The organism is Pseudohaliea sp. (assembly GCF_040217025.1).
Taxonomy (GTDB): Bacteria; Pseudomonadota; Gammaproteobacteria; order Pseudomonadales; family Halieaceae; genus Pseudohaliea.
Genome location: NZ_JAVJOA010000010.1, coordinates 374,654 through 396,186, shown reverse-complemented (window position 1 = coordinate 396,186; position 21,533 = coordinate 374,654). Strand labels below are relative to the sequence as shown.

16 protein-coding genes are annotated in these 21,533 nt (G+C 66.4%); 14 read left to right on the top strand and 2 right to left on the bottom strand.

All coding sequences use genetic code 11. From position 1 onward, the window contains the following. Positions 1 to 7 precede the first annotated feature (7 nt). Positions 8 to 1,372 carry a PEP-CTERM-box response regulator transcription factor gene (prsR, locus tag RKE50_RS13190; RefSeq protein ID WP_350037014.1) on the bottom strand — a complete coding sequence of 455 codons (1,365 nt, stop codon included), beginning with the start codon at positions 1,370 to 1,372 and terminating at the stop codon, positions 8 to 10. 22 nt (positions 1,373 to 1,394) lie between these two features. Further along, on the bottom strand, positions 1,395 to 3,521 hold the full coding sequence (prsK, locus tag RKE50_RS13185) for an XrtA/PEP-CTERM system histidine kinase PrsK (RefSeq protein WP_350037012.1): 2,127 nt from the start codon (positions 3,519 to 3,521) through the stop codon (positions 1,395 to 1,397). A 208-nt stretch (positions 3,522 to 3,729) separates the two neighbouring features. On the opposite strand from prsK, the gene RKE50_RS13180 reads away from it, so the two are divergent. The 14 genes from RKE50_RS13180 (at position 3,730) to RKE50_RS13115 (ending at position 21,530) form a co-directional block, all read left to right on the top strand. Then, positions 3,730 to 4,773 (top strand): SDR family oxidoreductase, encoded by a 1,044-nt coding sequence (locus RKE50_RS13180; RefSeq protein ID WP_350037010.1) that lies wholly within the window; start codon positions 3,730 to 3,732, stop codon positions 4,771 to 4,773. After that, positions 4,770 to 6,086 (top strand): nucleotide sugar dehydrogenase, encoded by a 1,317-nt coding sequence (locus tag RKE50_RS13175; RefSeq protein WP_350037008.1) that lies wholly within the window; start codon positions 4,770 to 4,772, stop codon positions 6,084 to 6,086. The genes RKE50_RS13180 and RKE50_RS13175 overlap by 4 nt, the downstream gene beginning before the upstream one ends. A gap of 138 nt (positions 6,087 to 6,224) precedes the next feature. Then, complete coding sequence (locus RKE50_RS13170; protein ID WP_350037006.1) at positions 6,225 to 7,619, top strand: ExeA family protein; 1,395 nt, start codon at positions 6,225 to 6,227, stop codon at positions 7,617 to 7,619. 146 nt (positions 7,620 to 7,765) lie between these two features. Next, positions 7,766 to 8,398, top strand: a complete 633-nt coding sequence (locus RKE50_RS13165) for an XrtA/PEP-CTERM system exopolysaccharide export protein (protein WP_350037004.1) — start codon at positions 7,766 to 7,768, stop codon at positions 8,396 to 8,398. A 27-nt stretch (positions 8,399 to 8,425) separates the two neighbouring features. Further along, on the top strand, positions 8,426 to 9,973 hold the full coding sequence (locus RKE50_RS13160; RefSeq protein ID WP_350037002.1) for an XrtA system polysaccharide chain length determinant: 1,548 nt from the start codon (positions 8,426 to 8,428) through the stop codon (positions 9,971 to 9,973). Next, positions 9,970 to 10,920: an XrtA-associated tyrosine autokinase gene (locus RKE50_RS13155; RefSeq protein WP_350037000.1), complete on the top strand. Its 951-nt coding sequence runs from the start codon at positions 9,970 to 9,972 to the stop codon at positions 10,918 to 10,920. The genes RKE50_RS13160 and RKE50_RS13155 overlap by 4 nt, the downstream gene beginning before the upstream one ends. Positions 10,921 to 10,925: 5 nt before the next feature. Beyond that, positions 10,926 to 12,410: a TIGR03016 family PEP-CTERM system-associated outer membrane protein gene (locus RKE50_RS13150; protein WP_350036998.1), complete on the top strand. Its 1,485-nt coding sequence runs from the start codon at positions 10,926 to 10,928 to the stop codon at positions 12,408 to 12,410. Positions 12,411 to 12,422: 12 nt separating this feature from the next. After that, positions 12,423 to 13,559 (top strand): non-hydrolyzing UDP-N-acetylglucosamine 2-epimerase, encoded by a 1,137-nt coding sequence (gene wecB / locus RKE50_RS13145; RefSeq protein WP_350036996.1) that lies wholly within the window; start codon positions 12,423 to 12,425, stop codon positions 13,557 to 13,559. Further along, positions 13,556 to 14,434: an XrtA system polysaccharide deacetylase gene (locus tag RKE50_RS13140; protein WP_350036994.1), complete on the top strand. Its 879-nt coding sequence runs from the start codon at positions 13,556 to 13,558 to the stop codon at positions 14,432 to 14,434. Before wecB ends, RKE50_RS13140 begins: the two co-directional genes overlap by 4 nt. Beyond that, positions 14,431 to 15,528 carry a GNAT family N-acetyltransferase gene (locus tag RKE50_RS13135; RefSeq protein ID WP_350036992.1) on the top strand — a complete coding sequence of 366 codons (1,098 nt, stop codon included), beginning with the start codon at positions 14,431 to 14,433 and terminating at the stop codon, positions 15,526 to 15,528. The genes RKE50_RS13140 and RKE50_RS13135 overlap by 4 nt, the downstream gene beginning before the upstream one ends. Further along, the gene (locus RKE50_RS13130) at positions 15,528 to 16,808 is read left to right on the top strand and encodes a TIGR03087 family PEP-CTERM/XrtA system glycosyltransferase (protein WP_350036990.1); all 1,281 of its coding nucleotides are present in this window, start codon (positions 15,528 to 15,530) and stop codon (positions 16,806 to 16,808) included. The genes RKE50_RS13135 and RKE50_RS13130 overlap by 1 nt, the downstream gene beginning before the upstream one ends. Further along, positions 16,786 to 18,375 (top strand): exosortase A, encoded by a 1,590-nt coding sequence (gene xrtA / locus RKE50_RS13125; RefSeq protein WP_350036988.1) that lies wholly within the window; start codon positions 16,786 to 16,788, stop codon positions 18,373 to 18,375. The genes RKE50_RS13130 and xrtA overlap by 23 nt, the downstream gene beginning before the upstream one ends. Next, complete coding sequence (locus RKE50_RS13120) at positions 18,375 to 19,556, top strand: TIGR03088 family PEP-CTERM/XrtA system glycosyltransferase (protein ID WP_350036986.1); 1,182 nt, start codon at positions 18,375 to 18,377, stop codon at positions 19,554 to 19,556. The genes xrtA and RKE50_RS13120 overlap by 1 nt, the downstream gene beginning before the upstream one ends. Before the next feature lie 66 nt (positions 19,557 to 19,622). After that, entirely contained in the window at positions 19,623 to 21,530 is a 1,908-nt protein-coding gene (locus tag RKE50_RS13115) for an XrtA/PEP-CTERM system amidotransferase (protein ID WP_350036984.1), read from the top strand. Positions 21,531 to 21,533 lie beyond the last annotated feature (3 nt).

The window sequence follows — 21,533 nt, the reverse complement described above, 5'->3', positions numbered from 1 at the left end:
GCGGCGCCTACTTCATGCCGTACTTTTCGAGCATACTGTAGAGCGTGGGCCGGGTGATGCCGAGCAGCGTCGCCGCCTCGGAGATATTGCCGCCGGCGTAGCCCATGGCGCGGATGATCGCCTGCTGCTCGGCGGTCTCGCGCACCTGGCGCAGGTTCAGCGGCAGCTCCTCGCCGCCGCTTTCCGAGAGGTCGGCAAGTTCGAGGTCCTCGGCGGTCACCTGGCTCCCCTCGGCCATGATCACGGCCCGCTTCACCCGGCTCTCCAGTTCCCGGACGTTGCCGGGCCAGCTGTAGTGCTCGATGGCGTTCATGGCGCCCTGGTCGAAGCCCTTCACGGGCGTTCCGTGCTCGCCGGCGAAGCGGGCGAGGAAAGCCTTGGCAAGGACGAGCGCGTCCCCGGTGCGCTCGGCCAGCGCGGGGATGCGGATGGTCATCTCGCTGACCCGGTAGTAAAGGTCCTCGCGGAACCGCCCGTCGGCGATGTGCTGCGCCAGGTCCTGGTGGGTCGCGCAGACTACCCGGGTATCCACGGGAATCTCCTTGCGCCCGCCTACGCGCTCAACGACCCGTTCCTGCAGGAAGCGCAGCAGCTTGGCCTGCAGTTCGTGCGGCAGGTCGCCGATCTCGTCGAGGAACAGGGTGCCGCCGTCGGCGTACTCGATCTTGCCGGGGGTCGTCTGGCTCGCGCCGGTGAAGGCGCCCTTCTCATAGCCGAACAGCTCGCTCTCCAGCAGGTTCTCGGGGATGGCGGCGCAGTTGATGGCGATCAGCTTGCCTTTGGCGCGCGGGCTCAGCTCGTGCAGCGCCCGGGCGAAGCGCTCCTTGCCGGTGCCCGAGGCGCCGAGGAGCAGGGTGGTGATGTCCGTGGACGCGATCTTCTCCACGGTGCGGCAGACCTTGAGCATTTCCGGGCTGGTGGCGATGATGCCCGCCAACGGCATGTTCTCCTCGCTGCGCTGCAGGCGCCGGTTTTCCACCTCCAGCTCGTAGACGTGCTGCGCCCGGTCGACGAGGAGCGAGAGCAGTTCCGGATCGGCCGGCTTCTGGTGAAAGTCGTAGGCGCCGCCGGCAACGGCTTTCACCGCATTGGCGCGGTCGTTGTCGCCGGTGACCACGATGACCTTGGTCTCCGGTGCCAGGCTGAGGATTTCGGCCAGCGCTGCCAGCCCCTCGGTGACCCCGCCCGGGTCCGGCGGCAGCCCCAGGTCCAGGAGGACAACGCCGGGCTGGTAGCGGCGCAGGGCGGCGATCCCCTCGGTGCGCTCGCCGGCGACGACCACCTCGTAGCCGTCGAAGGCCCAGCGTAGCTGGCTCTGCAGCCCCTTGTCATCCTCGATCACCAGCAGGTGTCGGGCCGTGTCTTTCGCCATCGTCGTTCTACCCTGTCTATGCTCAGCCGGTCTTCAGGTCAGCCGGGTCGGGGGCGGCTGCTGTGATTCGTGCCGGTTCGTCAGCACCTTCCTGAGCGAGCGCCGGAATCCGCACCCGGAAGATCGTGCCCTCGCCGGGCGCGCTTTCCACCTCGATATCCCCCCCGAGCTGACGCACGTACTCGCGGCTCTCGAAGGCGCCGATGCCCATGCCGGTGAGCCCCTTGGTGGAGTCGAAGGGGCGGAACAGCCGATCGCGAAGAAAGCCCGCGTCCATGCCGCGGCCGCTGTCGCTGACCGTGACCGTGACCCATCCGTCGCTGCAGGCGAGGGACAAACGGACCTCGCCATCGTCGGGCGTGGCCTCCTGGGCATTCTGCACCAGGTGGCCGAAGACCGTCGCCAGGCGATCCCGGTCGGCTTCCACCGGGCAGGCATCGGCCGCGCATTCCAGCGTCGGGGCCGGTCTTGCCTCGGCGCGCTCGGCAGCCACCTGCTCGAGGAGCGGGCGCAGGTCGACCCGGCCCGCCGGCGCGCTGCGCACGCCGGAGCGCATCTGCTCCATCAGCCGCTGCATACGGGTCACGGAATTCCCCACCGTGGCGATCATGTCGTCGATGAAGGCCGGGTTGTCCCGATGCTTTTCGGCATTGGAGACGATCAGCGACTGCTGCGCGAGGATGTTCTTGAGGTCGTGGATCACGTAGGCCGAGAGGCGGTTGAAGGCGTCGAACTGGCGGGCCTCGACCAGGGCCTCCGCGGCGAGGTGCTGCGCCAGGTGGCTGGCCGCCTGGCGGCCGGCGGTCTTCAGCAGGTCCCGGTCTTCCCAGTTCAGACGTTCCTTCAGGTCGGAGCGCCGCAGCATGAGGATGCCCTCCAGGCTGTCGCGGAACACCAGCGGGATGATCAGCCACAGTTGCGGGTCCTCCCTCAACCACGTCGGCAGTTCCAGGCCCTCGTAGAGATCCGGTTGCTCGTGCAGTTCGCGCAGGTCGATCACCCAGTCGGTGCGGGCCAGCCAGGCCGGGAGATTGCCCAGGCCCTCGTGCCGCCGCTCCGGGGGCGGCATCTGCCAGTGAGCCAGCAGCCGCGGCGCCCCCTCGCCGGCGGCGAAGAGCAGACCCGCGGGGCTGCTCGCCAGCGGCGCCATGGTGGCGATGATCCCCTCTGCGACGTTGTCGCTTAGCGCCGCGAGCGCCTGCGTGAACTTGAGCCACTCCTCCCGGTAATCGTAGCGGTAGCTGAAGAAGTGCTTGCTGAGCAGCACCCGCAGCTGGGCCCGCAGCTTGCCGGAGAAGAGCAGGCTTGCCAGCAGCCCGAGCGCCGCCGCCAGGAAGCCGACCTGCAGGACCCCGCCCCAGCTGCCGCCGAGGAAGCGGATGAAGTAGCCGATGGCCGCCATCCCCAGCAGGTAGACGCCGGCACCCATGAGGGTGACGGTGTGGAACACCACCTGCCGCGACACGTGCAGCTCCAGCTGCCAGTCGCGGTTGCGGGCGATGGCGACGGCCAGCCACGGGGTGACCAGCGCGGTAACGAGGCCGCGGGCCTGCCAGAGGTTGGCATCGAGCTGGCGGAAGAGCAGCGCCTCGGCGTACATGAAGAAGTCATAGGCCCAGAGCGTGCCCAGGCTGAAGCAAAGGTACTTCAGCGACCAGCGCTCCGCCTGCGTGCCGTTGCGGTAAAGCTGTTCGATGAGCAGGAGCCCTGCCAGCGAGACCAGCAGCGAGATGGCGAGCATGGTGTTGTGGTAGGTGCTGACGTTGAGCCCGAGGGCCGAGCGCGCGCCAGCGAGCCCTCGAAGCCCGGCGACGACGAGGAGCGCCAGGGCGAAGAGGGCGAACGTGCCCCGCCAGCGGCGGCCCTGCCAGCGCCAGGGATCACCGCCGTTCTGCAGGCAGAGCAGCTGGACCAGCAGGAACAGCCAGGCGAGGTTGCGGGCGGCCTCGGTCAGCTGGATGGCGGCCAGCGGCGGGTACTCGGCCAGCGTACCGAGGGCCACTGTGCCCGCCCAGAGTGCCGTCGCACCGCAGCCCGCGAGCAGCGCCGGCCCCACCGCCGTTCGCCGCTGCTGGACAATGATCAGCACGGCGAGCAACGCAAAGGCGACGGCGGCTACGAGGTACGTGTACAGGCCGATGTTGCCCAAGGCAACTTCCTCCCATGGCGGATAGCGGTCCGGGCAAGCCCGGCCGGCGCGTGCTTCAAACTGTGGCGCCGGTCACGGCAACGCCGTGGCCCGACAGACTCCCAGACCCTATACTCGCCGCTCAAGGCTGTAAACGACCCGCGCGCCCGGACGAGACACCGCGCACAAAAAGCGCCGGGCGTGGGGTTGCAGAGATAAGGGAGTGGGGATGTCGCCTATCGAGACCGTTGAAGCCTCGCTTCGGGAACAGCCCGCGACCTGGCTGGTCACCGGCTGCGCCGGATTCATCGGTTCGCACCTGGCCGCTCGACTGCTTTCCCTGGGCCAGCGCGTGGTCGGCCTCGACAACTTCGCCACCGGGCACCGGCGCAATCTCGAACGGGTCCGGCGCGAGGCCGGGCCCGCGGCCGACTTCCTTTTTACCGAGGGTGATATCAGGGACCTGTCGATCTGCCGCACGGCAACAGACGGGGTGGACTATGTCCTCCACCAGGCCGCCCTCGGCAGCGTCCCGCGCTCCCTTGAGGATCCACTGACCACCAACGCGGTAAACGTCGACGGTTCCCTCAACGTGCTGGTGGCGGCCCGCGATGCGGGCGTGCGCCGCGTGGTCTACGCGGCGTCCTCCTCCACCTACGGCGACCATCCGGGGCTGCCCAAGGTGGAGGATGTGATCGGCGCGCCGCTGTCGCCCTATGCGGTCAGCAAGTATGTCAACGAGCTCTACGCTGACGTCTTCGCCCGGTCCTACGGGCTGGAGAGCATCGGCCTGCGCTACTTCAACGTCTTCGGGCCGGGGCAGGATCCCGCCGGCGCCTACGCGGCGGTGATTCCGCGCTGGTTCGGGCAGCTGCTGGCCGGGGAGCGCTGCGGGATCAACGGCGACGGCGAGACCTCGCGGGACTTCTGCTACGTCGACAACGTGGTGCAGGCCAACCTGCTCGCCGCCACCACGGACCGCGAGGACGCCGTGAACACGGTCTACAACATCGCCTACGGCGCGCGCACCACGCTCAACGAGCTGTACGCCGCCATCCGCGATGCGGTGGCCGCTGAATACCCCGGGGTAGCGGAACTGCCTGCCGACTACGGCCCCTTCCGCGAGGGTGACGTGCGCCATTCGCTGGCCGATACCGGGCGGGCGAGAGAACGGCTTGGCTACGCCCCGGCCGTGGACGTGGCAACGGGCCTGTCGCGCACGGCGGCCTGGTTCCTGGCAGAACATCACAACGAGAGAGCGAGTAACGCGTGAACGACACAGTAGCGATCGTCGGCCTCGGCTACGTGGGGCTGCCGCTGGCGGTGGCCTTCGGCCGCCGCCGCCGCACCATCGGGTTCGACCTGAACGAGGCCAAGCTCGCGCGCTACCGCGCCGGTGAGGACCCGAGCGGCGAAGTCAGCAGCGACGAGCTGGCCGCCGCGGAGCATCTCGAGTACACGGCCGATCCGTCGCGGCTGCGGGAGGCGGGGATCGTGGTCGTGGTCGTCCCCACCCCCATCGATGCCGCCCGGCGCCCGGACCTCTCGCCGCTCGAGGGCGCGTCGCGCACCGTGGGCCGCCACCTGTCGCCGGGTACGATCGTCATCTTCGAGTCCACCGTCTACCCGGGCTGCACCGAGGAGGTCTGCGTGCCGATCCTCGAGGCCGAGAGCGGCCTGCCGTGGCTGGGGCGCGAGGGCACCGCGGCCGCGGAAGGCGACCCGGGTTTCTACATCGGCTACTCACCGGAGCGGATCAACCCCGGCGACAAGGTGCACCGGCTCGAGACCATCACCAAGGTGGTCTCCGGCGACACGCCTGCCACCCTTGAACGCGTGGCGGCGCTCTACGAGAGCGTGGTGGATGCCGGCGTCCATCGGGCCGCCTCCGTCAAGGTGGCCGAAGCCGCCAAGGTCATCGAGAACACGCAGCGCGACCTCAATATCGCGCTGATGAACGAGCTGTCACTCATCTTCCACAAGCTCGGAATCGACACGCTCGACGTGCTCGAGGCAGCGGGCACCAAGTGGAATTTCCTGCCTTTCCGTCCCGGGTTGGTCGGCGGCCACTGCATCGGCGTTGACCCCTACTATCTCACCTACAAGGCCGAGAGCGTCGGTTACCACCCGCAGGTTGTCCTCGGCGGCCGGCGCGTCAATGACGGCATGGGCAAGTACATTGCCGAGCAGACGGTGAAGGAATTGGCATCCCGGGGGCACCCCGTGGCCGGCGCCCGGGTCACGGTGCTGGGCCTGACCTTCAAGGAGAACTGCCCGGACCTGCGCAATTCCCGCGTCGAGGACATCCTGCGCGAGCTGGCGGAATACCGCTGCGCGGTGCAGGTGCACGACCCGCTCGCCGAAACGGGGGAGGCGCGGGAGGAATACGGCGTCGAGCTGCTGTCCTGGGCCGATCTGCAACCCGCCCACGCGGTCATCCTCGCAGTGCCCCACGCGGCCTACCTCGAACAGGGGCTGGGCCTCCTGGAAGGCCGCCTGGCCGACGACGGGGTGGTGCTGGATATCAAGGGCGTGCTGGACCGGGGCGAGGCCGCGGAGCGCGGCATCAGCCTCTGGCGCCTGTGAGCGCCGGGCTTTAGACCACGGGATTGCCGGGTCGCCAGGCTTTGACCAGGACTGTGAGCAGCAGCACAGGCCGGCCCTTGCCAAGGTTCCACCGGCGGTTCAGGATGAAAGTTCGGTTTCACGGGTCTGGCTGATGCCATGTACGACCAGTTCTACGGCTTTTCCGAGGAGCCCTTCCGGCTGAGCCCGGACCACGGCTTCGCCTACGAGCACCGGGCCTACAGCAAGGCGCGGGCCTACATGGCCTATGCTTTCCTGCGGGCCGAGGGGTTCGTGATGGTCACCGGACGCCCCGGTACCGGTAAGACCACCCTCATCGGCGCACTCGTCGACCAGCTCGCGGGCGAGAACGTGACCACGGCCAACCTGGTCTGCACCCAGCTCGGCGCCGACGACCTGCTCAAGGTCGTTGCGGACGAATTCGGCATCGACCCGGCGATCACCCGCAAGGGCGAACTGCTGCAGGCTCTCACGCGCCGCTTCAAGGCGTGGCAGCGAGAAGGGCAGCGCGTACTGCTGATCGTCGACGAGGCTCAGGACCTGTCCGCCCCCGCCATGGAGGAGCTGCGGCTCCTCACTAACATCCAGGTGGGTGGGCGGCCCATCCTGCAGATTTTCCTGCTCGGCCAGCCGGAACTCCGGGAGTTGATTCTCAGCCCCCAGCTCGAGCAGGTGCACCAGCGCATCGTCGCCGCCAGCCACCTGCGCCCGCTGGAGGCTGAGGAGACCGAGGCCTATATCAGGCACCGGCTGGAGCGCGTGGGCTGGCAGGGAGACCCCGCGATCAGCACCGCGGTGTACCCGCTGATCTACAAGTTCAGCGAGGGCGTTCCGCGGCGAATCAATCTCATATGCAGCCGGCTGTTCCTGCACTGCGCGGTCGAGGGGCGCCACAAGGTAGAAGTCGCTGATGTAAAGGAAGTCATCGGTGAACTGCAGGAAGAGAACCTCGCTGCGGGCAGCGGCTTCACCGCGAGGGACTTCCGCGCGAAGGACAGCTATGAGCCGGGTCCCGCCGCTGCTGCGGAGCCCGCGGGCGAGCCGGATACGGCGGACAGCCCGGTGAGCGGCGACGGTGGCGATAGCCGGGCAGGGCAGGCTGACGAGCCGCCTGTATCCAGCCCTTCCCCGGAGGCGAGGATCGTCAGCACGGGCAAACCCCCGGGGGAGGAAGAGCCCGAGGAGGACGCCGAAGAGCAGGCTGCGACCTGCCGTCCGGTGGCGGCCGCCGGTGGTGCCAGGGTCGTCAGCATGCCGATACGTGCCGCTGCGCGGGCTTCGAAACCCGAGCCGGTGCAGCAACAGCAGACTGCCGAGCAGGAGCCGCCGCCGGTGTCACCCAGATTGCCGCCAGTTGCGCCTGTCCACCGTGCGGTGGAGGAGAGGGATACCGCAGAGCGTCGTACACCAGACCCCGCACCAACGTCTCGCAAGGATCGGTCGATGCTGGTGGCCGGCCTGCTGGTCGCCGCCTCCATCGGCCTGGTGGCCTGGGCGGCCAGTGGTTTCAGCCTCGGGCCACTGGCGCGCTAAGGCAGTAGAGTTATTGTGATTGCATTGCCTGTGATTGCTTTCACAGATCAGTGATAAAAGAGGGGATGACGCATAGTTTGCAGTTTGCAATGCGGTCTATACTGATTTCGAACAGCGGGGAGAACCCCGGAGAGGAGAACAATACAATGACGGCGTCTCGACTGTTTACCCGGCGGCTCCTGGCCGCGCCCCTGGGGCTCCTGCTGGCCCTGGGCCTCGCTGCCTGCGGCGGCAACCCCACCGTGCCCGCCGAGGAGCGCTTCGACATTCCCGACTACGAATACGTCATCGGCCCGGGCGACACGATGGAGATTTTCGTCTGGGGTAACGAGGAACTGACCACGACCGGCATCGTTCGCCCGGACGGCAAGTTCACGACCCGTCTCGTCGAAGACCTGCCGGCGGCTGGCAAGACCTCAACGGAACTCGCGCGGGATATCGAGAAAGCCTACGCCGAGTACGTGCGCCAGCCGGTGGTCAGCGTCATCGTCAACGGTTTCGTCGGCGTGCCCGAGCAACAGGTGCGCGTGGTGGGTGAGGCCACCCAGCCGGCCAGCGTGCCGTTCCGCCAGCGCATGACGCTCCTCGACCTGATGATCGCCGTCGGTGGCATGACAGAGTTCGCGGATGGCAACGGTTCTGTGCTGGTGCGCAACTATAACGGCGAGCAGCGCGCCTACGACCTGCGCCTCGACGACCTGCTGCGGGATGGCGACATCTCGGCGAACATGGTGCTCATGCCCGGTGATATCGTGATCATCGCCGAGAGCTGGTTCTGATAGCGGCGAGCCGCGGAGGTCAGGACTATGCAGGAAGCGCTGGCGCAGGTTTACGGTTACGCCCTCGGCGTCTGGCGGCATCGCTGGGCGGCATTGCTTTTCGCTTGGGTGATTGCCCTCGCTGGTTGGGCCTATGTTTGGCAAATGCCTGAGTCCTACAAGGCGACAGCTCGCCTCTATGTTGATTCGAACTCGGTCCTTCGCCCGTTGATGAGAGGGCTGGCCATTACGCCGAATATCGACCAGCGCATCGCGATGATGAGCCGCACTCTGCTTAGCCGACCGAATCTCGAGAAGCTAGCGCGCATGACTGACCTCGACCTTGCGGTAACTACGGACACGCAGAAAGAAGCATTGATTTCAAGGCTGGAGGATTCGATCTCTCTGAGCGGGACTCGTGGCAACTCCTCCATGTATTTTATTTCAGTAACGCACCGGGAGCGTGAAACCGCTCGCCGTATTGCTCAGTCGCTGATCACGGTCTTCATCGAAATGTCGCTAGATGATAAGCGAGAGGATAGCTCGGGCGCACAGAGCTTCCTCGATAAGCAGATCGCTGAGTCGGAGCGCCGATTGGTCGAGGCCGAAAACCGCCTCGCCCGCTTCAAGCAGGAGAACGTGGACGTGCTCCCCGGGGAAAGCGGAGACTATTACGCCAGGCTGCAGAGTACGCGTAGTCAGTTGGAGGCGGCTCGGCTGGAACTACTCGAGCAGAAGAATCGGCGGGACGAACTTCAGCGCCAGATCGATGGTGAAGAACCGGTGTTCATCAGCAGCAGCAGTTCTGCACCCACTGGCTTGCCCATCGATTCCCGAATTCAGGCATTACAGGGACAACTCGACAACTTGCTTGCACGCTATACGGACAAGCACCCTGAGGTTCAGCAGCTCTCGGGCTTGATTGACGAGCTCCGGACCGAGCGTGCTGAACAATTACAAGCCATGGGGCCTGGGGCGGCAAGCACGTTCAGTGGTGTCGCCAACAGTCCGGTTTATCAGGGCATGCGCACTATGTTGGCAGAGGCTGACGCCAGTGTGGCGGAGCTTTCGGTGCGGGTAGGGGAGTATGAAAGGCGCGTGGAGGAACTCGCCGAGAAAGTGAACTCCATTCCTGAGGTCGAGGCTCAATTAAAGCAACTTAGCCGCGATTACGGGGTACTAAGCCAGCAACACGAGGAGATGTTGCAGCGGCGTGAATCCGCGCGCATTTCCTCTGATGTCGAGAACAATGCCGGCGACGTCAGTTTTCGGGTGGTCGACCCACCCTTCGTTCCGAGCAAACCCAGTGAGCCAAACAAACTGTTGCTAAATGCAGGGGTGCTGGTGATTGCCGTTGGCGCCGGTATCGCTCTGGCCCTAGGATTGTCGTTCATCCATCCGATCATCAACGACGCGCGAATGCTTGCCATGGCAACAGGGTTGCCACTACTCGGTAGCGTTACCTGGAACAAGAGCGCCGAACAGAAGCGGCGGGAGCGCTGGCGGCTCGCGGGTTTCGGAGCCTGCGTCGCGTCACTGATGGTCATGTTTGGCGTGTTGCTAGTCGCGCCGCAGATGCTGGAGCGGTTCGCATGAGTACCATCGAGAAGGCGCTGGGTAGCCTGCACAGGAAAGAACAGGACGATGTTCCAGATACGGTAGAGCGCGCCACTGCTTCACGCACTGACGCACAACAGGATACGCCCCCGGTGGGCGCCTCTGATGGAAAGCCACTGGTCGAGATTCCTTTCGAGGTGTTGCAGGCTCGTGGCTTCATGTCTCCGAGCGTACCGCGGAGTACGATCGCCGAAGAGTTTCGCGGTATTAAGCGACCATTATTGAAGAATATAGCGACTGGCTCGGTTAAGTCTGAAAACCCGAATCTGGTCATGGTCACTAGCGCCTTGCAAGGTGACGGGAAGACTTATACTTCGATAAATCTCGCACTGAGCATCGCGATGGAGCAGGACAAGACCGTGCTGTTCGTCGATGCTGACGTGCTAAAGGCAACGGCCGGGCGGTTATTGGGCGTCCCATCGCATACACCGGGGCTGATCGACCTTCTGGGTAAGGGCGGTGTGGAACCTCGCGACGTCATCCTGCGCACCAACATGCCCAAGCTGCGGATTCTGCCGGCGGGCTCGCCGAGCGAGCATGCAACGGAGTTGCTCGCCAGCGACAACATGCATCAGCTAATGCTCGAGCTGGCCCGCCGTTATCCGGACCGGGTTATCGTCTTTGATTCCCCTCCGCTGCTTCTCACTAGCGAGGCCGGGGTGCTGGCTAGTTTTATGGGGCAGATCGTGTTCGTAGCCAGTTCTGGAGTGACGGCGCAGGGTGCGGTGCAACGAGCCCTTGAACACATCGGCCCAGACAAGATGGTCGGAGTAGTACTGAACCGTGCGCCCAGGCGTCGCTTTAATCTGTTTGGCATGGGCTACGGCTATGGCTACGGCTATGGCTATGGGTATGGGCATGGCTATGGGCAAGGAGAGCGTGAGGGCGACCAACAGCAACCACCCCAGCCGGAGACAGTCCGGTGAGAGTTATGCGCGGGGCATTGTTCTCGCTCGCCGCCTCTTTCGCTGGGGGCGGGGTAGCTTGGGCTGCCGAATGGGAAAGAGGAGCTGCTGTCTCTTTGAGCAGCTACTATTCCGACAACATCTGTCTGGCGAACCGCGATAAGGAGGGCGAGTATGTGGGCACTGTGACGCCCGACATACGTCTAAAGGGGACCGGTGCGCGGGCGAGTGTTTCCCTGAATGCCAGGGTAGAGTTGAACACCCTTGACCAATTGGATACAGATTGCCCGGGCGGCGCACAGGGCGGTCAGCTTCTCAATCGGGAATCTGTGATCCCTACTGGAAATTTTTCTGCGGACACCGAAGTCGTAGAGAATTGGCTGACCCTGAATGCCGATGCCTTTGCTGGACAGAACCCCATCAACCCTTTTGCGCCCGGCGGCGATGATGGAATCAACGCCAGAGACAATACCAACATTACCTATCGCTGGGGCGCTGGGGCAACCGCCGCTCGTCAGTTCAGCGGTCGTACACAGTTCTTCCTGCGCTATTACTACAACGAACAGACCAACGCGGTTGGGCTGCTGGCGGATAGCAATGAAAATCAGTGGCAGGGCCGCTTTGGCATGATTCCGGGCACAAGTCGCTTTACAGCCAGCATCTCCGGCCAGTACAGCGAAGTGGAGTTTGAGGAATCGGCTCGGGCCCCGGCCTTCACCAACGAACTTTCTTCCGCACAGCTTAACCTCGCGTTCCAGCTGACCCGAAGCCTGCAGCTCAACGGCTATGTCGGCGAGGAGTGGAATGTCTTCACCAGTGCTAGTGACGACATAGATGGTGAGTTCTGGGACGTCGGGTTGCGTTGGACGCCGAATGAGCGGGTCGCTGTAGATATTGGTACTGGTGAGCGGTTCTTTGGTGATACTCCTCGTTTCAACGTCGAGTACCGACACAAACGCTCCATCTTCCAGGCCGGCTATCTGCGCACGCTCCAGTTCCCTCGGGACCTCAGAGCACCAGGGACTGAACAGGAAGATCCTTTTCCACCGGATCTGGGAGAATTGCCGGTCGATCCGGTAACAGGGTCGGGCACACCAACCTTCATTGGCCAGTCTCCGATCCTCAATGAGCAGTTCCTGCTCCGCTATAGCTTTCAGGCACGGCGTACTCGTTTCTCCGCGACTGCTAGTGAATCTCAGCAGACCCAGGTCGAGACGCTGGGGGAAGGCACGTTTCGCAATGCTAGTTTTGCCGTAACACGGCAGTTGTCTTCGCTGGGTTCACTGAGTGCCAGAATTGGTTACCGAGAAAGCGAGGGTGAGGGTGGCAATGCCGGATTCTTTGCGCAAAATGCCACGGCATGGATCGGCGGCGTTAGCTATCGGCGAAGGATCGGCGCTGCAACCTCCGTATCCCTGGGTTGGCAATACACCGATCAAGAATCCGACTTTGCCTTCAACGAGTTCGCCGAGAACCGGATCACCCTGAGTCTGCGCCACACTTTCTTCTGAACGAGGCATGCCATGACCCGGACCAGCGCATCGGCCCACATCCTCTGCGTGGTGGGGGCCCGGCCCAACTTCATGAAGATCGCCCCGATCATGCGCGCCCTGGCTGCCGCGCACGGGCTCACCGCCTCGCTCGTGCATACCGGCCAGCACTATGACGCTGCCATGAAGCACGCCTTCTTCGAGCAGTTGCATATCCCCGAGCCGGACGTGGACCTCGAGGTTGGATCCGGCAGCCACGCCGAGCAGACCGCGCAGATCATGCTCCGCTTCGAACCGGTGCTGGACGAGCGGCGGCCCGATGCGGTGCTGGTGGTGGGCGATGTCAACTCCACCGTCGCCTGCGCCCTGGTGGCGGTAAAGAAAGGTATCCCGGTGATCCACGTGGAGTCGGGGCTGCGTTCCGGCGACCGCAGCATGCCGGAGGAGATCAACCGCATTCTCACGGATCAGCTCTCGAACCTGCTGTTCACCACCGAGGCAGCGGCCGCTGACAACCTCGCCCGCGAAGGTATCAGCTATGACAAGGTCCATTTCGCCGGCAACGTCATGATCGACACGCTGTTCTACAACCTTGCCGGCGCGAAACCCGCGGCCGCGACGCTCGGCAGTGCCGGCCAGGCAGGCTGGGCAGCGCACTACGGCCTGTTGACGCTGCACCGCCCGGCGAACGTCGATGACCCCGCGACGCTCAAGCGGCTGCTCGAGACCCTGGTGGAGATCAGCCGCGAGACACCGCTCGCTTTCCCGGTGCATCCACGGACGCGGGCGCGCATTGAAGCGGCGGGTCTCGCAGGTCTCCTGGAGACAGGCCGCTTCGCCCTGCTACCGCCTCAAGGCTACCTGGAAATGCTCGGGTTGATGCGCTATGCGGCGCTTGTCCTCACTGATTCCGGCGGCATCCAGGAAGAGACCACGGCGCTGGGCGTCCCCTGCGTGACGCTCCGCGATAGCACGGAGCGGCCGATCACCGTGAGCGAGGGTACCAACACCGTGGTCGGCAGCGACCGCGAGGCGATCCTTGCCACCGTTGCCGCCATCCGCGCTGGCGAGGGCAAGGCCGGGCGCCAGCCGGCGCTCTGGGATGGCCGCGCTGCCGAGCGCATCGTGGCGACCATCGCCGAGTGGTGCGGGGTGGCGCGCGCCGCATGAGCACCCCGGCACCCCGCAACGCCATGACCGTAGATGTGGAAGACTATTTCCAGGTCTCGGCCTTCGAGGCCCACGTGCCGCGGGAGAGCTGGGAACGTACCGCCACCCGGGTCGAGGCAAACGTGGAGCGTGTGCTCGAGCTATTTGCCGGCCACGATGTGCGCGGAACCTTCTTTACCCTGGGCTGGGTGGCCGAGCGTCACCCGCAGCTGGTACGGCGCATCGTCGACAGCGGCCACGAACTGGCGAGCCACGGCTGGGACCACACCCGGGTGACGGAGCAGACCCCGGAGGCCTTCCGCGCCGACGTGCGTCGCACCCGCGCCCTCCTCGAGGATCTCGGCGGCGTACCCGTGCGCGGCTACCGGGCGCCCAGCTATTCCATCAACGGCGGCAACCTATGGGCCCACGAGGTGCTGGCGGACGAGGGCTACACCTACAGCTCCAGCATTGCGCCGCTCAGGCACGACTTCTACGGCATGCCGGAGGCGCCGCGCTTTGCCTTCGACACCGCCGGCGGCCGGCTGCGGGAGATTCCCGTGACCACCGTGCCCCTCGGTGGGCGCAACCTCAACGTCGGCGGCGGCGGCTGGTTCCGCCTGTATCCCTACGGCTTTTCGCGCTGGGCCCTGCGCCGGGTAAACGGTCGCGACGGCGAGAGCGCCCACTTCTATTTCCACCCCTGGGAGATCGACCCGGCACAGCCGCGCATCGCCGGCGTCGGCCTGAAAACCCGGTTGCGCCACTACCTGAACCTAGGTCGCATGGAGCGGCGGCTGGAGCGGCTTCTCGGCGACTTCTCCTGGGGGCGCATGGACGAGGTGTTCGCCGTGGGCTCTGGCGCCAACGCCAAGGCGGGCGAGGCTGCGGCGTGAGCATCACCGTGCGCGCGGCGGGCCCGGCGGACGAGCCGGCCTGGGAGGCCTTCGTGGACGGGTGGCCTGGCGCCACCTTTTTTCATCGCTATCCCTGGCGGCGGGTGCTGGAGCGTGCCTTCGGTCACCGCTGCCATTTTCTGCTTGCCGAGGACGGCGGGGCGGTAGCCGGTGTGCTGCCGCTGGCCGAGGTACGCAGCCGCCTCTTCGGGCGCAAGCTGGCGAGCCTGCCTTTCTGCGTTTATGGGGGCATCGCCGCCGGCAGCGAGGCGGCCGCCACGGCGCTGCGTGAGCGGGCGAGCGCCCTGGCCCGGGAGCTCGGGGTCGAGGCGCTGGAGCTTCGCCACCGCGAACCCACGGCCAGCTGCTGGCCGGTGAAGGACCTCTATTACACCTTCCGCAAGCCCATCGCTGCGGACAACGGGGCCAACCTCAAGGCTATCCCTAACCGCCAGCGTGCCATGCTGCGCAAGGCGCTGAAGGCCGGCCTCTACGGCGAGGAGGACAGCGGCACGGCGCGCCTGTACCGCGTGTATGCCGAGAGTCTGCGCAATCTGGGCACGCCGGTCTTCGGCCGCGGCTACCTCGACATCCTGCGCCAGGAGTTCGGCGACGCCTGCCGGGTGTTGATGATCCGTCAGGCGCCGGGTGGCCAACCGGTCGCCGGCACCGATGACAAGGCGCTGGTTGCCGGCGTCGCCGGGGAGGACGGGGAGGACGTTGCCGGTGTGCTCAGTTTCTATTTCCGCGGCGAGGTCCTGCCCTATTATGGCGGCAGCGTGACTCGCACCCGCGACATCAAGGGCTGCAACCACATCCTCTACTGGGAGCTCCTGCGGCGCAGCGCGGAGGAGGGCGTTACCGGCTTCGATTTCGGCCGGAGCAAGAGGGATACCGGCCCCTTCGCTTTCAAGAAGCACTTCGGCTTCGAGCCCACGCCGCTGCCCTACGAGTACGACCTGGTCACTGTCGACGAGCTGCCGGACCTCAACCCGAACAACCCGAAGTACCGGCTGCTGGTGAGGACCTGGCAGCGCCTGCCCCTGCCCGTGGCGAACCTTCTCGGGCCGCCGCTGGCCCGCAGCCTGGGCTGATGACCGCGGCCGCGCCCTCGGAGCCCGTCCTGGAAGCCGGCACCACCGTGCCGCGGCTGCCGCTGCTGTTTCTCTGCCACCGCATCCCCTACCCGCCGAACAAGGGCGACAAGATCCGTGCCTTGCACCTGCTGCACCACCTGGCGCAGCACTTTGAGGTGCACCTGGCGACCTTTGTCGACGATCCGGCGGACTGGGCCTTCACGGCCGACGTGGAGAAACACTGCCGCTCGGCCATCTTCGCGCCGCTAGTGCCCTGGCGGGCGACGTTGCGCAGTGCGCGCGGATTGCTCACCGGCGAGGCCCTCACCCTCCCCTACTACCGGGATAGCACACTGGCCCGGCGTGTTGAGCATACGGTGCGCGAGCACGCTATCCGCCACGCGATCGTCTACTCCTCGGCCATGGCGCAGTACCTCCCGGCTGATGTGGCTTTCGAGCGCCGTGTGGTGGACTTCGTCGATGTGGACTCGGACAAGTGGCTGCAGTACGCCGCGCGCAAGCGCTGGCCCCTGTCCTGGGTGTACCGCCGCGAGGGCCAGCGGCTCTTCGAACACGAGCGAGCCGTTGCCCGGTGCTTCGATGCCGGCCTCTTCGTTTCTGCCACCGAGGCCGCTCTGTTCCGGCGCCTGGCGCCGGAGGTGGCTCACTGCATCGGCCACTTCGACAACGGCGTCAATGCCGCTTATTTTGCGCCGGACGCTGATCATGCCAACCCCTATCCTGCCGGGGCCCGGGTGCTGGTGTTTACCGGCGCCATGGACTACTGGCCCAACGTGGATGCCGTTTGCTGGTTTGCCCGCGAGGTCTTCCCGGCCCTTCGGCGCATCAATGAGCGGCTGGTTTTCTACATCGTGGGCAGCAGCCCCAGCGCTGAAGTGCAGGCCCTCGCTTCTTTAGCAGGCGTCTCGGTCACAGGCCGTGTTCCCGATGTGAGGCCCTACCTCGCTCACGCTCTCGCTGCCGTTGCGCCCCTGCGCATTGCCCGCGGCGTGCAGAACAAGGTGCTGGAGGCGATGGCCATGGAGCGGCCGGTGCTGGTGACGGGTAAAGGTCTTGAGGGCATCGAGGCGCTGGACGGCCGGCACGTGCTCGTTGCCGAGAATCCGTCGGATTACGCGCGGCATGTGCAGGCCCTGCTGAGCGGCGAGCATGCGGGCCTCGGCGATTGCGCGCGCGAGCTGGTTCGCACGCGCTTTGCCTGGGAGGCGTGCCTGCCGGAGGTCGTCACCTTGCTCGCCGGGGGCAGAGAATGCCATGCACGCCGAAGCGGTGAGTGAACGCGGTGTGACAGGCGGGCTGCCGGCCTCGGCCCCGATCCCGGGGGGTTGGCGGTTGACGCTTGGTCTCCTCGCGCTGGCCTGGCTCCTGCTTGGCACGCTCTTCCAGGAAACGCTCGGCGCCATGGTGCACACCTGGACGGTGTCCTCCAGCTATAACCACGGCTTCCTCATCCTGCCCATCTCCCTGTGGCTTGCGTGGCGGGCGCGGGCCCGGGTGTTGTCTCATGCCCCTGTCGCCGCCGCTACGGCCGTCCTGCCATTCGTCGCCGGGGCGCTGCTCTGGCTGGCGGGTGCCCTGGTCGATGTGCTGGTTGTGCAGCAGGTTGGCCTGGTGGCCATGCTGGTCGCGGCTGCCTGGGGGCTGGTGGGCACGCCAGCGTCCCGGGAGTTGGCCTTCCCCCTTCTCTTCCTGTTCCTGGCCGTGCCAATGGGCAAGGGCCTCGAGCCGCCCATGATGGCGCTCACAGCCGACTGGACCGTGAAGCTGGTGCGCGCCAGCGGTGTTCCCGTGTACCAGGAAGGGCTGTTCTTCTACCTGCCGACCGGCAGCTGGTCCGTCGTTGAAGCCTGCTCGGGCGTCCGCTACATCATCGCCTCCGTGACGCTGGGCCTGCTTTATGGTCACCTCAGCTACCGAAGCCCCTGGCGCAGGGTGATCTTCGTACTCGCGGCAATCGTTACGCCGATCATCGCCAACGTGCTGCGCGCCTACGGCATCGTCATGCTGGGGCACCTGTCGAACATGGAGCTGGCGACTGGGGTAGACCACCTGATTTACGGCTGGATTTTCTTTGGGCTGGTCATGTTCTTCCTCTTCTGGATCGGCAGCTTCTGGCAGGAAGCAGGCGCGAGCGCTCCGCCGCAGCGGGCAAGGGACAGTGCCGGCACTCGCGCCCCTGCCGCGCGTGTACTCATCGCAGGGCTGACGCTTGGCATCGCCGTGGGTGTGCAGGCCCTGGGTGAGCGCCTGAGCGCCTCGGCGACGGTCGTGACTGCCGAACTGCAGGCGCCGGACCCGGCTGACGGCTGGCGCCGTCTCGACCAGCCCTTCACCAGATGGCGTCCGGTCGCGCAGGCTGCAGATCGCCGCCTCGAAGCAAGCTATGCGGCCGAAGGCCCGGTGACGCTGGTCTTGCGACAAGTCGTTGCGCAGACCCAGGGCGAAAAGGAACTCGTGGGCTACGGTAACGAATGGGTCGCCGACGGGAGCAGCTGGCGGGTGGTTAGCCAGCGCGTGCTGGACTACGGCTTACCGGGTGGCGGGTCTGTTGACGAGCGGCAGCTACGGGCCCGGTTCGGTGGCGAGCGGCTGCTGGCCTGGGCGTGGTATCACGTCAATGGCGAAACCGCCGTCAGTCCCTACCGGGTCAAGTGGCTGGAGGTGCGGCGACAGCTGCTGGGCCGGCCGCGCGTCGGCACACAGCTTCTGCTGGTGACGTCGATGGCAGAGGGCGAGCCCGCTCCGGCCCGTGACCGCCTCAAGCTCTTCCTGCGGGATCACTCCGCTTCCATCAACGCGGCGCTGGCCGCCGGCCTCGGCCGCGCAGACCCCGGGCGCCAGTGATGGGAGTGCCCGCGCCGCCGCTGGTCGTGCACATCATCTACGCTCTCGGCACCGGCGGGCTGGAGAACGGCCTGGTCAACCTGATCAACCGCACGCCGGCTGGCCGTTATCGGCATGCGGTTGTCTGCCTGACCGAGGCAGGCGCTTTCGCCGGCAGGATCACCGTGCCCGGCGTGCCGGTCATCGCGCTGCACAAGCGGCCCGGGCACGACCCCGCGATGTACTGGCGCCTTTGGCGCACGCTGCGCCTGCTGCGGCCCGCCGTCGTGCACACGCGCAATCTCGCCGCGCTCGAGACCCAGGTGCTGGGGCTTGTCATGCCGCGGACCCGGCGGGTGCATGGTGAGCACGGTCGCGACGTGCACGACTTGGACGGGAGTAACCCACGCTACCGATGGCTCCGCCGCGCCCTGGCGCCGCTGGTGCAGCGTTTCATCTGCGTAAGCAGTGACATCGAGCAGTGGCTTGTTAACGAGGTTCGCATTCCCCGGCGCAAGGTCACCCAACTCTACAACGGGGTCGACCATGAGCGCTTTGCCCGTCCGCCGCCGCCGCCCTTGGACTGGCCAGCGCACTGGCCGGTGGATGCCGTGGTCGTCGGCACCGTGGGACGCCTGGCCGCCGTGAAGGACCAGCGCAGCCTGATACGTGCACTCGCCCACAGTTTCGACGAGCGACCCGATCTGCGGCGCGCGGTGCGTTGTATAGTGGTGGGCGATGGACCGGAGCGGTCGGCGCTGGAGGCTCAGATCGCGACGGCGGGCCTTGAGGACTACGCCTGGCTCGCCGGTGACCGGGAGGACGTTCCGGCGCTATTGGGTGCCATGGACCTGTTCCTATTGCCGTCCCTGGGGGAGGGCATCTCGAACACCGTGCTCGAGGCCATGGCCGCCGGGCTGCCGGTAATCGCCACCCGCGTCGGCGGTAATCCGGAACTGGTTCTGGACGGCGAGACCGGGTTCCTGGTGCCGGTCGGCGACCCGGTAGCGCTGGCGGCGACGATGCTGCCGCTGCTCGATGACCCGGCGCGGCGGCGAGCCCTTGGCGAGGCGGGGCGGCGGTCGGTGCGCGAGCGCTTCGACTGGTCGCGGACGGTGGCCGGTTACCTGGCCGTTTACGACGACCTGCTCGGGCGGGCCGGAACCCCGGACCTTACGCCCGCGGGACGGGGAGCGGACTGACGCGCCGCCCACGGGAACAAGACAGGAAAGCAGCCGGGAAAGCAGCAAGGGAGCGACAGCGACGGCATGTGCGGTATCGCGGGCATTTTCGACCTCACCGGCGAGCGGGCTTTCGCCCGGGACCTGGTCGATTCCATGAACCAGACCCAGTTCCACCGCGGGCCGGACGAGGGCGGGGTCTACCTCGCGCCCGGCGTGGCCCTGGCCCACCGGCGCCTGTCGATCATCGATCTCGCCTCTGGGCAACAGCCGATGCAGAGCGAAGACGGCGAGCTGTGCCTGGTGTATAACGGCGAGATCTACAACTTCCGGGAGCTGGCCGCGGAGCTGCGGCAGCTCGGCTACCGGTTCCGCACTCACTGCGATACGGAGGTCATCCTCCACGCCTGGCGCGAGTGGGGCGAGCGCTGCGTCGACCGCTTCCGCGGCATGTTCGCTTTTGCCCTTCATGACCGACGCCGCCACTCACTGTTCCTGGCCCGCGACCGCTTCGGCATCAAGCCGCTGTACTTCGCGCCCCTGGGCGACGGTCAGTTTCTGTTCGCCTCGGAGCTGAAGGCAATCAAGGCGCATCCCGCCTTTCCGCGCCGCATCCGCCCCAGTGCCATCGAGGACTACTTCGCACTCGGCTACGTGCCCGAGCCCGACACGATCTACCGCGATGCCTGGAAGCTGGAGCCGGGGCATACGCTGCTGCTTACCTGCGGCAGGCCCGTGCCCGCCCCTCAGCGCTACTGGGACCTGCCCTTCAGCCCGGCCGCTACCGCCAGCGAAGCGGACCTGGAGCGGGAGCTCCTAGCCCGCCTTCGCGAGGCCGTGCAGGTGCGGCTGGTGTCGGAGGTGCCGCTCGGCGCCTTCCTCTCCGGTGGTGTCGATTCCAGCGCCGTGGTGGCCGCCATGGCGGGGCTTCAGGATGAGCCGGTGAACACCTGCGCCATCGGTTTCGACGTGGCGCGCTTCGACGAGACGGACTATGCGCGCAGCGTCGCCGAGCGCTATCACACGAACCACTTCGAGCGCACCGTGAGCGCGGACGACTTCGATCTGCTCGACGACCTGGCGGCCCTTTACGACGAGCCCTATGCCGACAGCTCGGCGATACCCACCTATCGGGTCTGCCAGCTGGCGCGGGAGCGGGTGACCGTCGCGCTCTCCGGCGACGGCGGCGATGAACACTTCGCCGGCTACCGCCGCTACCGGCTGCACATGGCCGAGGAGCGGGCGCGCGGTCTGCTGCCCCTGGGCCTGCGGCGGACGCTCTTCGGCGCGCTGGGACGCGTGTATCCGAAGGCGGACTGGGCGCCGCGAATGTTCCGCGCCAAGACTACCTTCCAGGCCCTGGCCCGGAACAGCGTCGAGGCCTACCTGCACTCCGTTTCCATCTGCCGGGCGGAGCAGCGTGCGAAACTGTTCTCCCCGGCACTGAAGCGTGAGCTCGGCGGCTACAGCGTGCAGTCTGTCTTCGACCGGCACGCGGCCAACTGCCCGGCGGAGGACCCGCTGTCGCTGATCCAGTACCTCGACATGAAGACCTACCTGGCCGGCGATATCCTTACCAAGGTCGACCGGGCGAGCATGGCCCACTCCCTGGAGGTGCGGGTGCCGCTGCTCGACCATCCGCTCACGGAGTGGGTCAGCGGCCTGCCGCCGGCGTACAAGCTGCGCGGCGGCGAGGGCAAGTACCTGCTAAAGAAAGCCCACGAGTCGCTCCTGCCCCGAGACGTGCTCTACCGTCCGAAGATGGGCTTTGGCGTGCCGCTGGCCGACTGGTTCCGGGGGCCGCTGAAGGAGCGCCTGCGCAGCAGCCTGCTCGCCGGCGGCCTCGCCGACACAGGCCTCTTTGACGGTGACACCCTGGCCCGGCTGGTCAACGAGCACCAGCGCGGCCTGCGCGATCACAGCGCGCCGCTGTGGACCCTGCTCATGTTCCAGGCCGCGACCCGCGACGATGACCTGTCGCTCGCGGGGGACTGACGG

Bases quoted from the DNA above. Each gene is read 5' to 3' on its own strand.
- RKE50_RS13115 (WP_350036984.1), top strand. From the start codon at position 19,623: ATGTGCGGTATCGCGGGCATTTTCGACCTCACCGGCGAGCGGGCTTTC.
- RKE50_RS13160 (WP_350037002.1), top strand. From the start codon at position 8,426: ATGCAGGAAGCGCTGGCGCAGGTTTACGGTTACGCCCTCGGCGTCTGG.
- wecB (WP_350036996.1), top strand. From the start codon at position 12,423: ATGACCCGGACCAGCGCATCGGCCCACATCCTCTGCGTGGTGGGGGCC.
- RKE50_RS13165 (WP_350037004.1), top strand. From the start codon at position 7,766: ATGACGGCGTCTCGACTGTTTACCCGGCGGCTCCTGGCCGCGCCCCTG.
- prsR (WP_350037014.1), bottom strand. From the start codon at position 1,372: ATGGCGAAAGACACGGCCCGACACCTGCTGGTGATCGAGGATGACAAG.
- RKE50_RS13180 (WP_350037010.1), top strand. From the start codon at position 3,730: ATGTCGCCTATCGAGACCGTTGAAGCCTCGCTTCGGGAACAGCCCGCG.
- RKE50_RS13130 (WP_350036990.1), top strand. From the start codon at position 15,528: ATGACCGCGGCCGCGCCCTCGGAGCCCGTCCTGGAAGCCGGCACCACC.
- RKE50_RS13170 (WP_350037006.1), top strand. From the start codon at position 6,225: ATGTACGACCAGTTCTACGGCTTTTCCGAGGAGCCCTTCCGGCTGAGC.
- xrtA (WP_350036988.1), top strand. From the start codon at position 16,786: ATGCACGCCGAAGCGGTGAGTGAACGCGGTGTGACAGGCGGGCTGCCG.
- RKE50_RS13155 (WP_350037000.1), top strand. From the start codon at position 9,970: ATGAGTACCATCGAGAAGGCGCTGGGTAGCCTGCACAGGAAAGAACAG.
- RKE50_RS13120 (WP_350036986.1), top strand. From the start codon at position 18,375: ATGGGAGTGCCCGCGCCGCCGCTGGTCGTGCACATCATCTACGCTCTC.
- RKE50_RS13140 (WP_350036994.1), top strand. From the start codon at position 13,556: ATGAGCACCCCGGCACCCCGCAACGCCATGACCGTAGATGTGGAAGAC.
- RKE50_RS13150 (WP_350036998.1), top strand. From the start codon at position 10,926: ATGCGCGGGGCATTGTTCTCGCTCGCCGCCTCTTTCGCTGGGGGCGGG.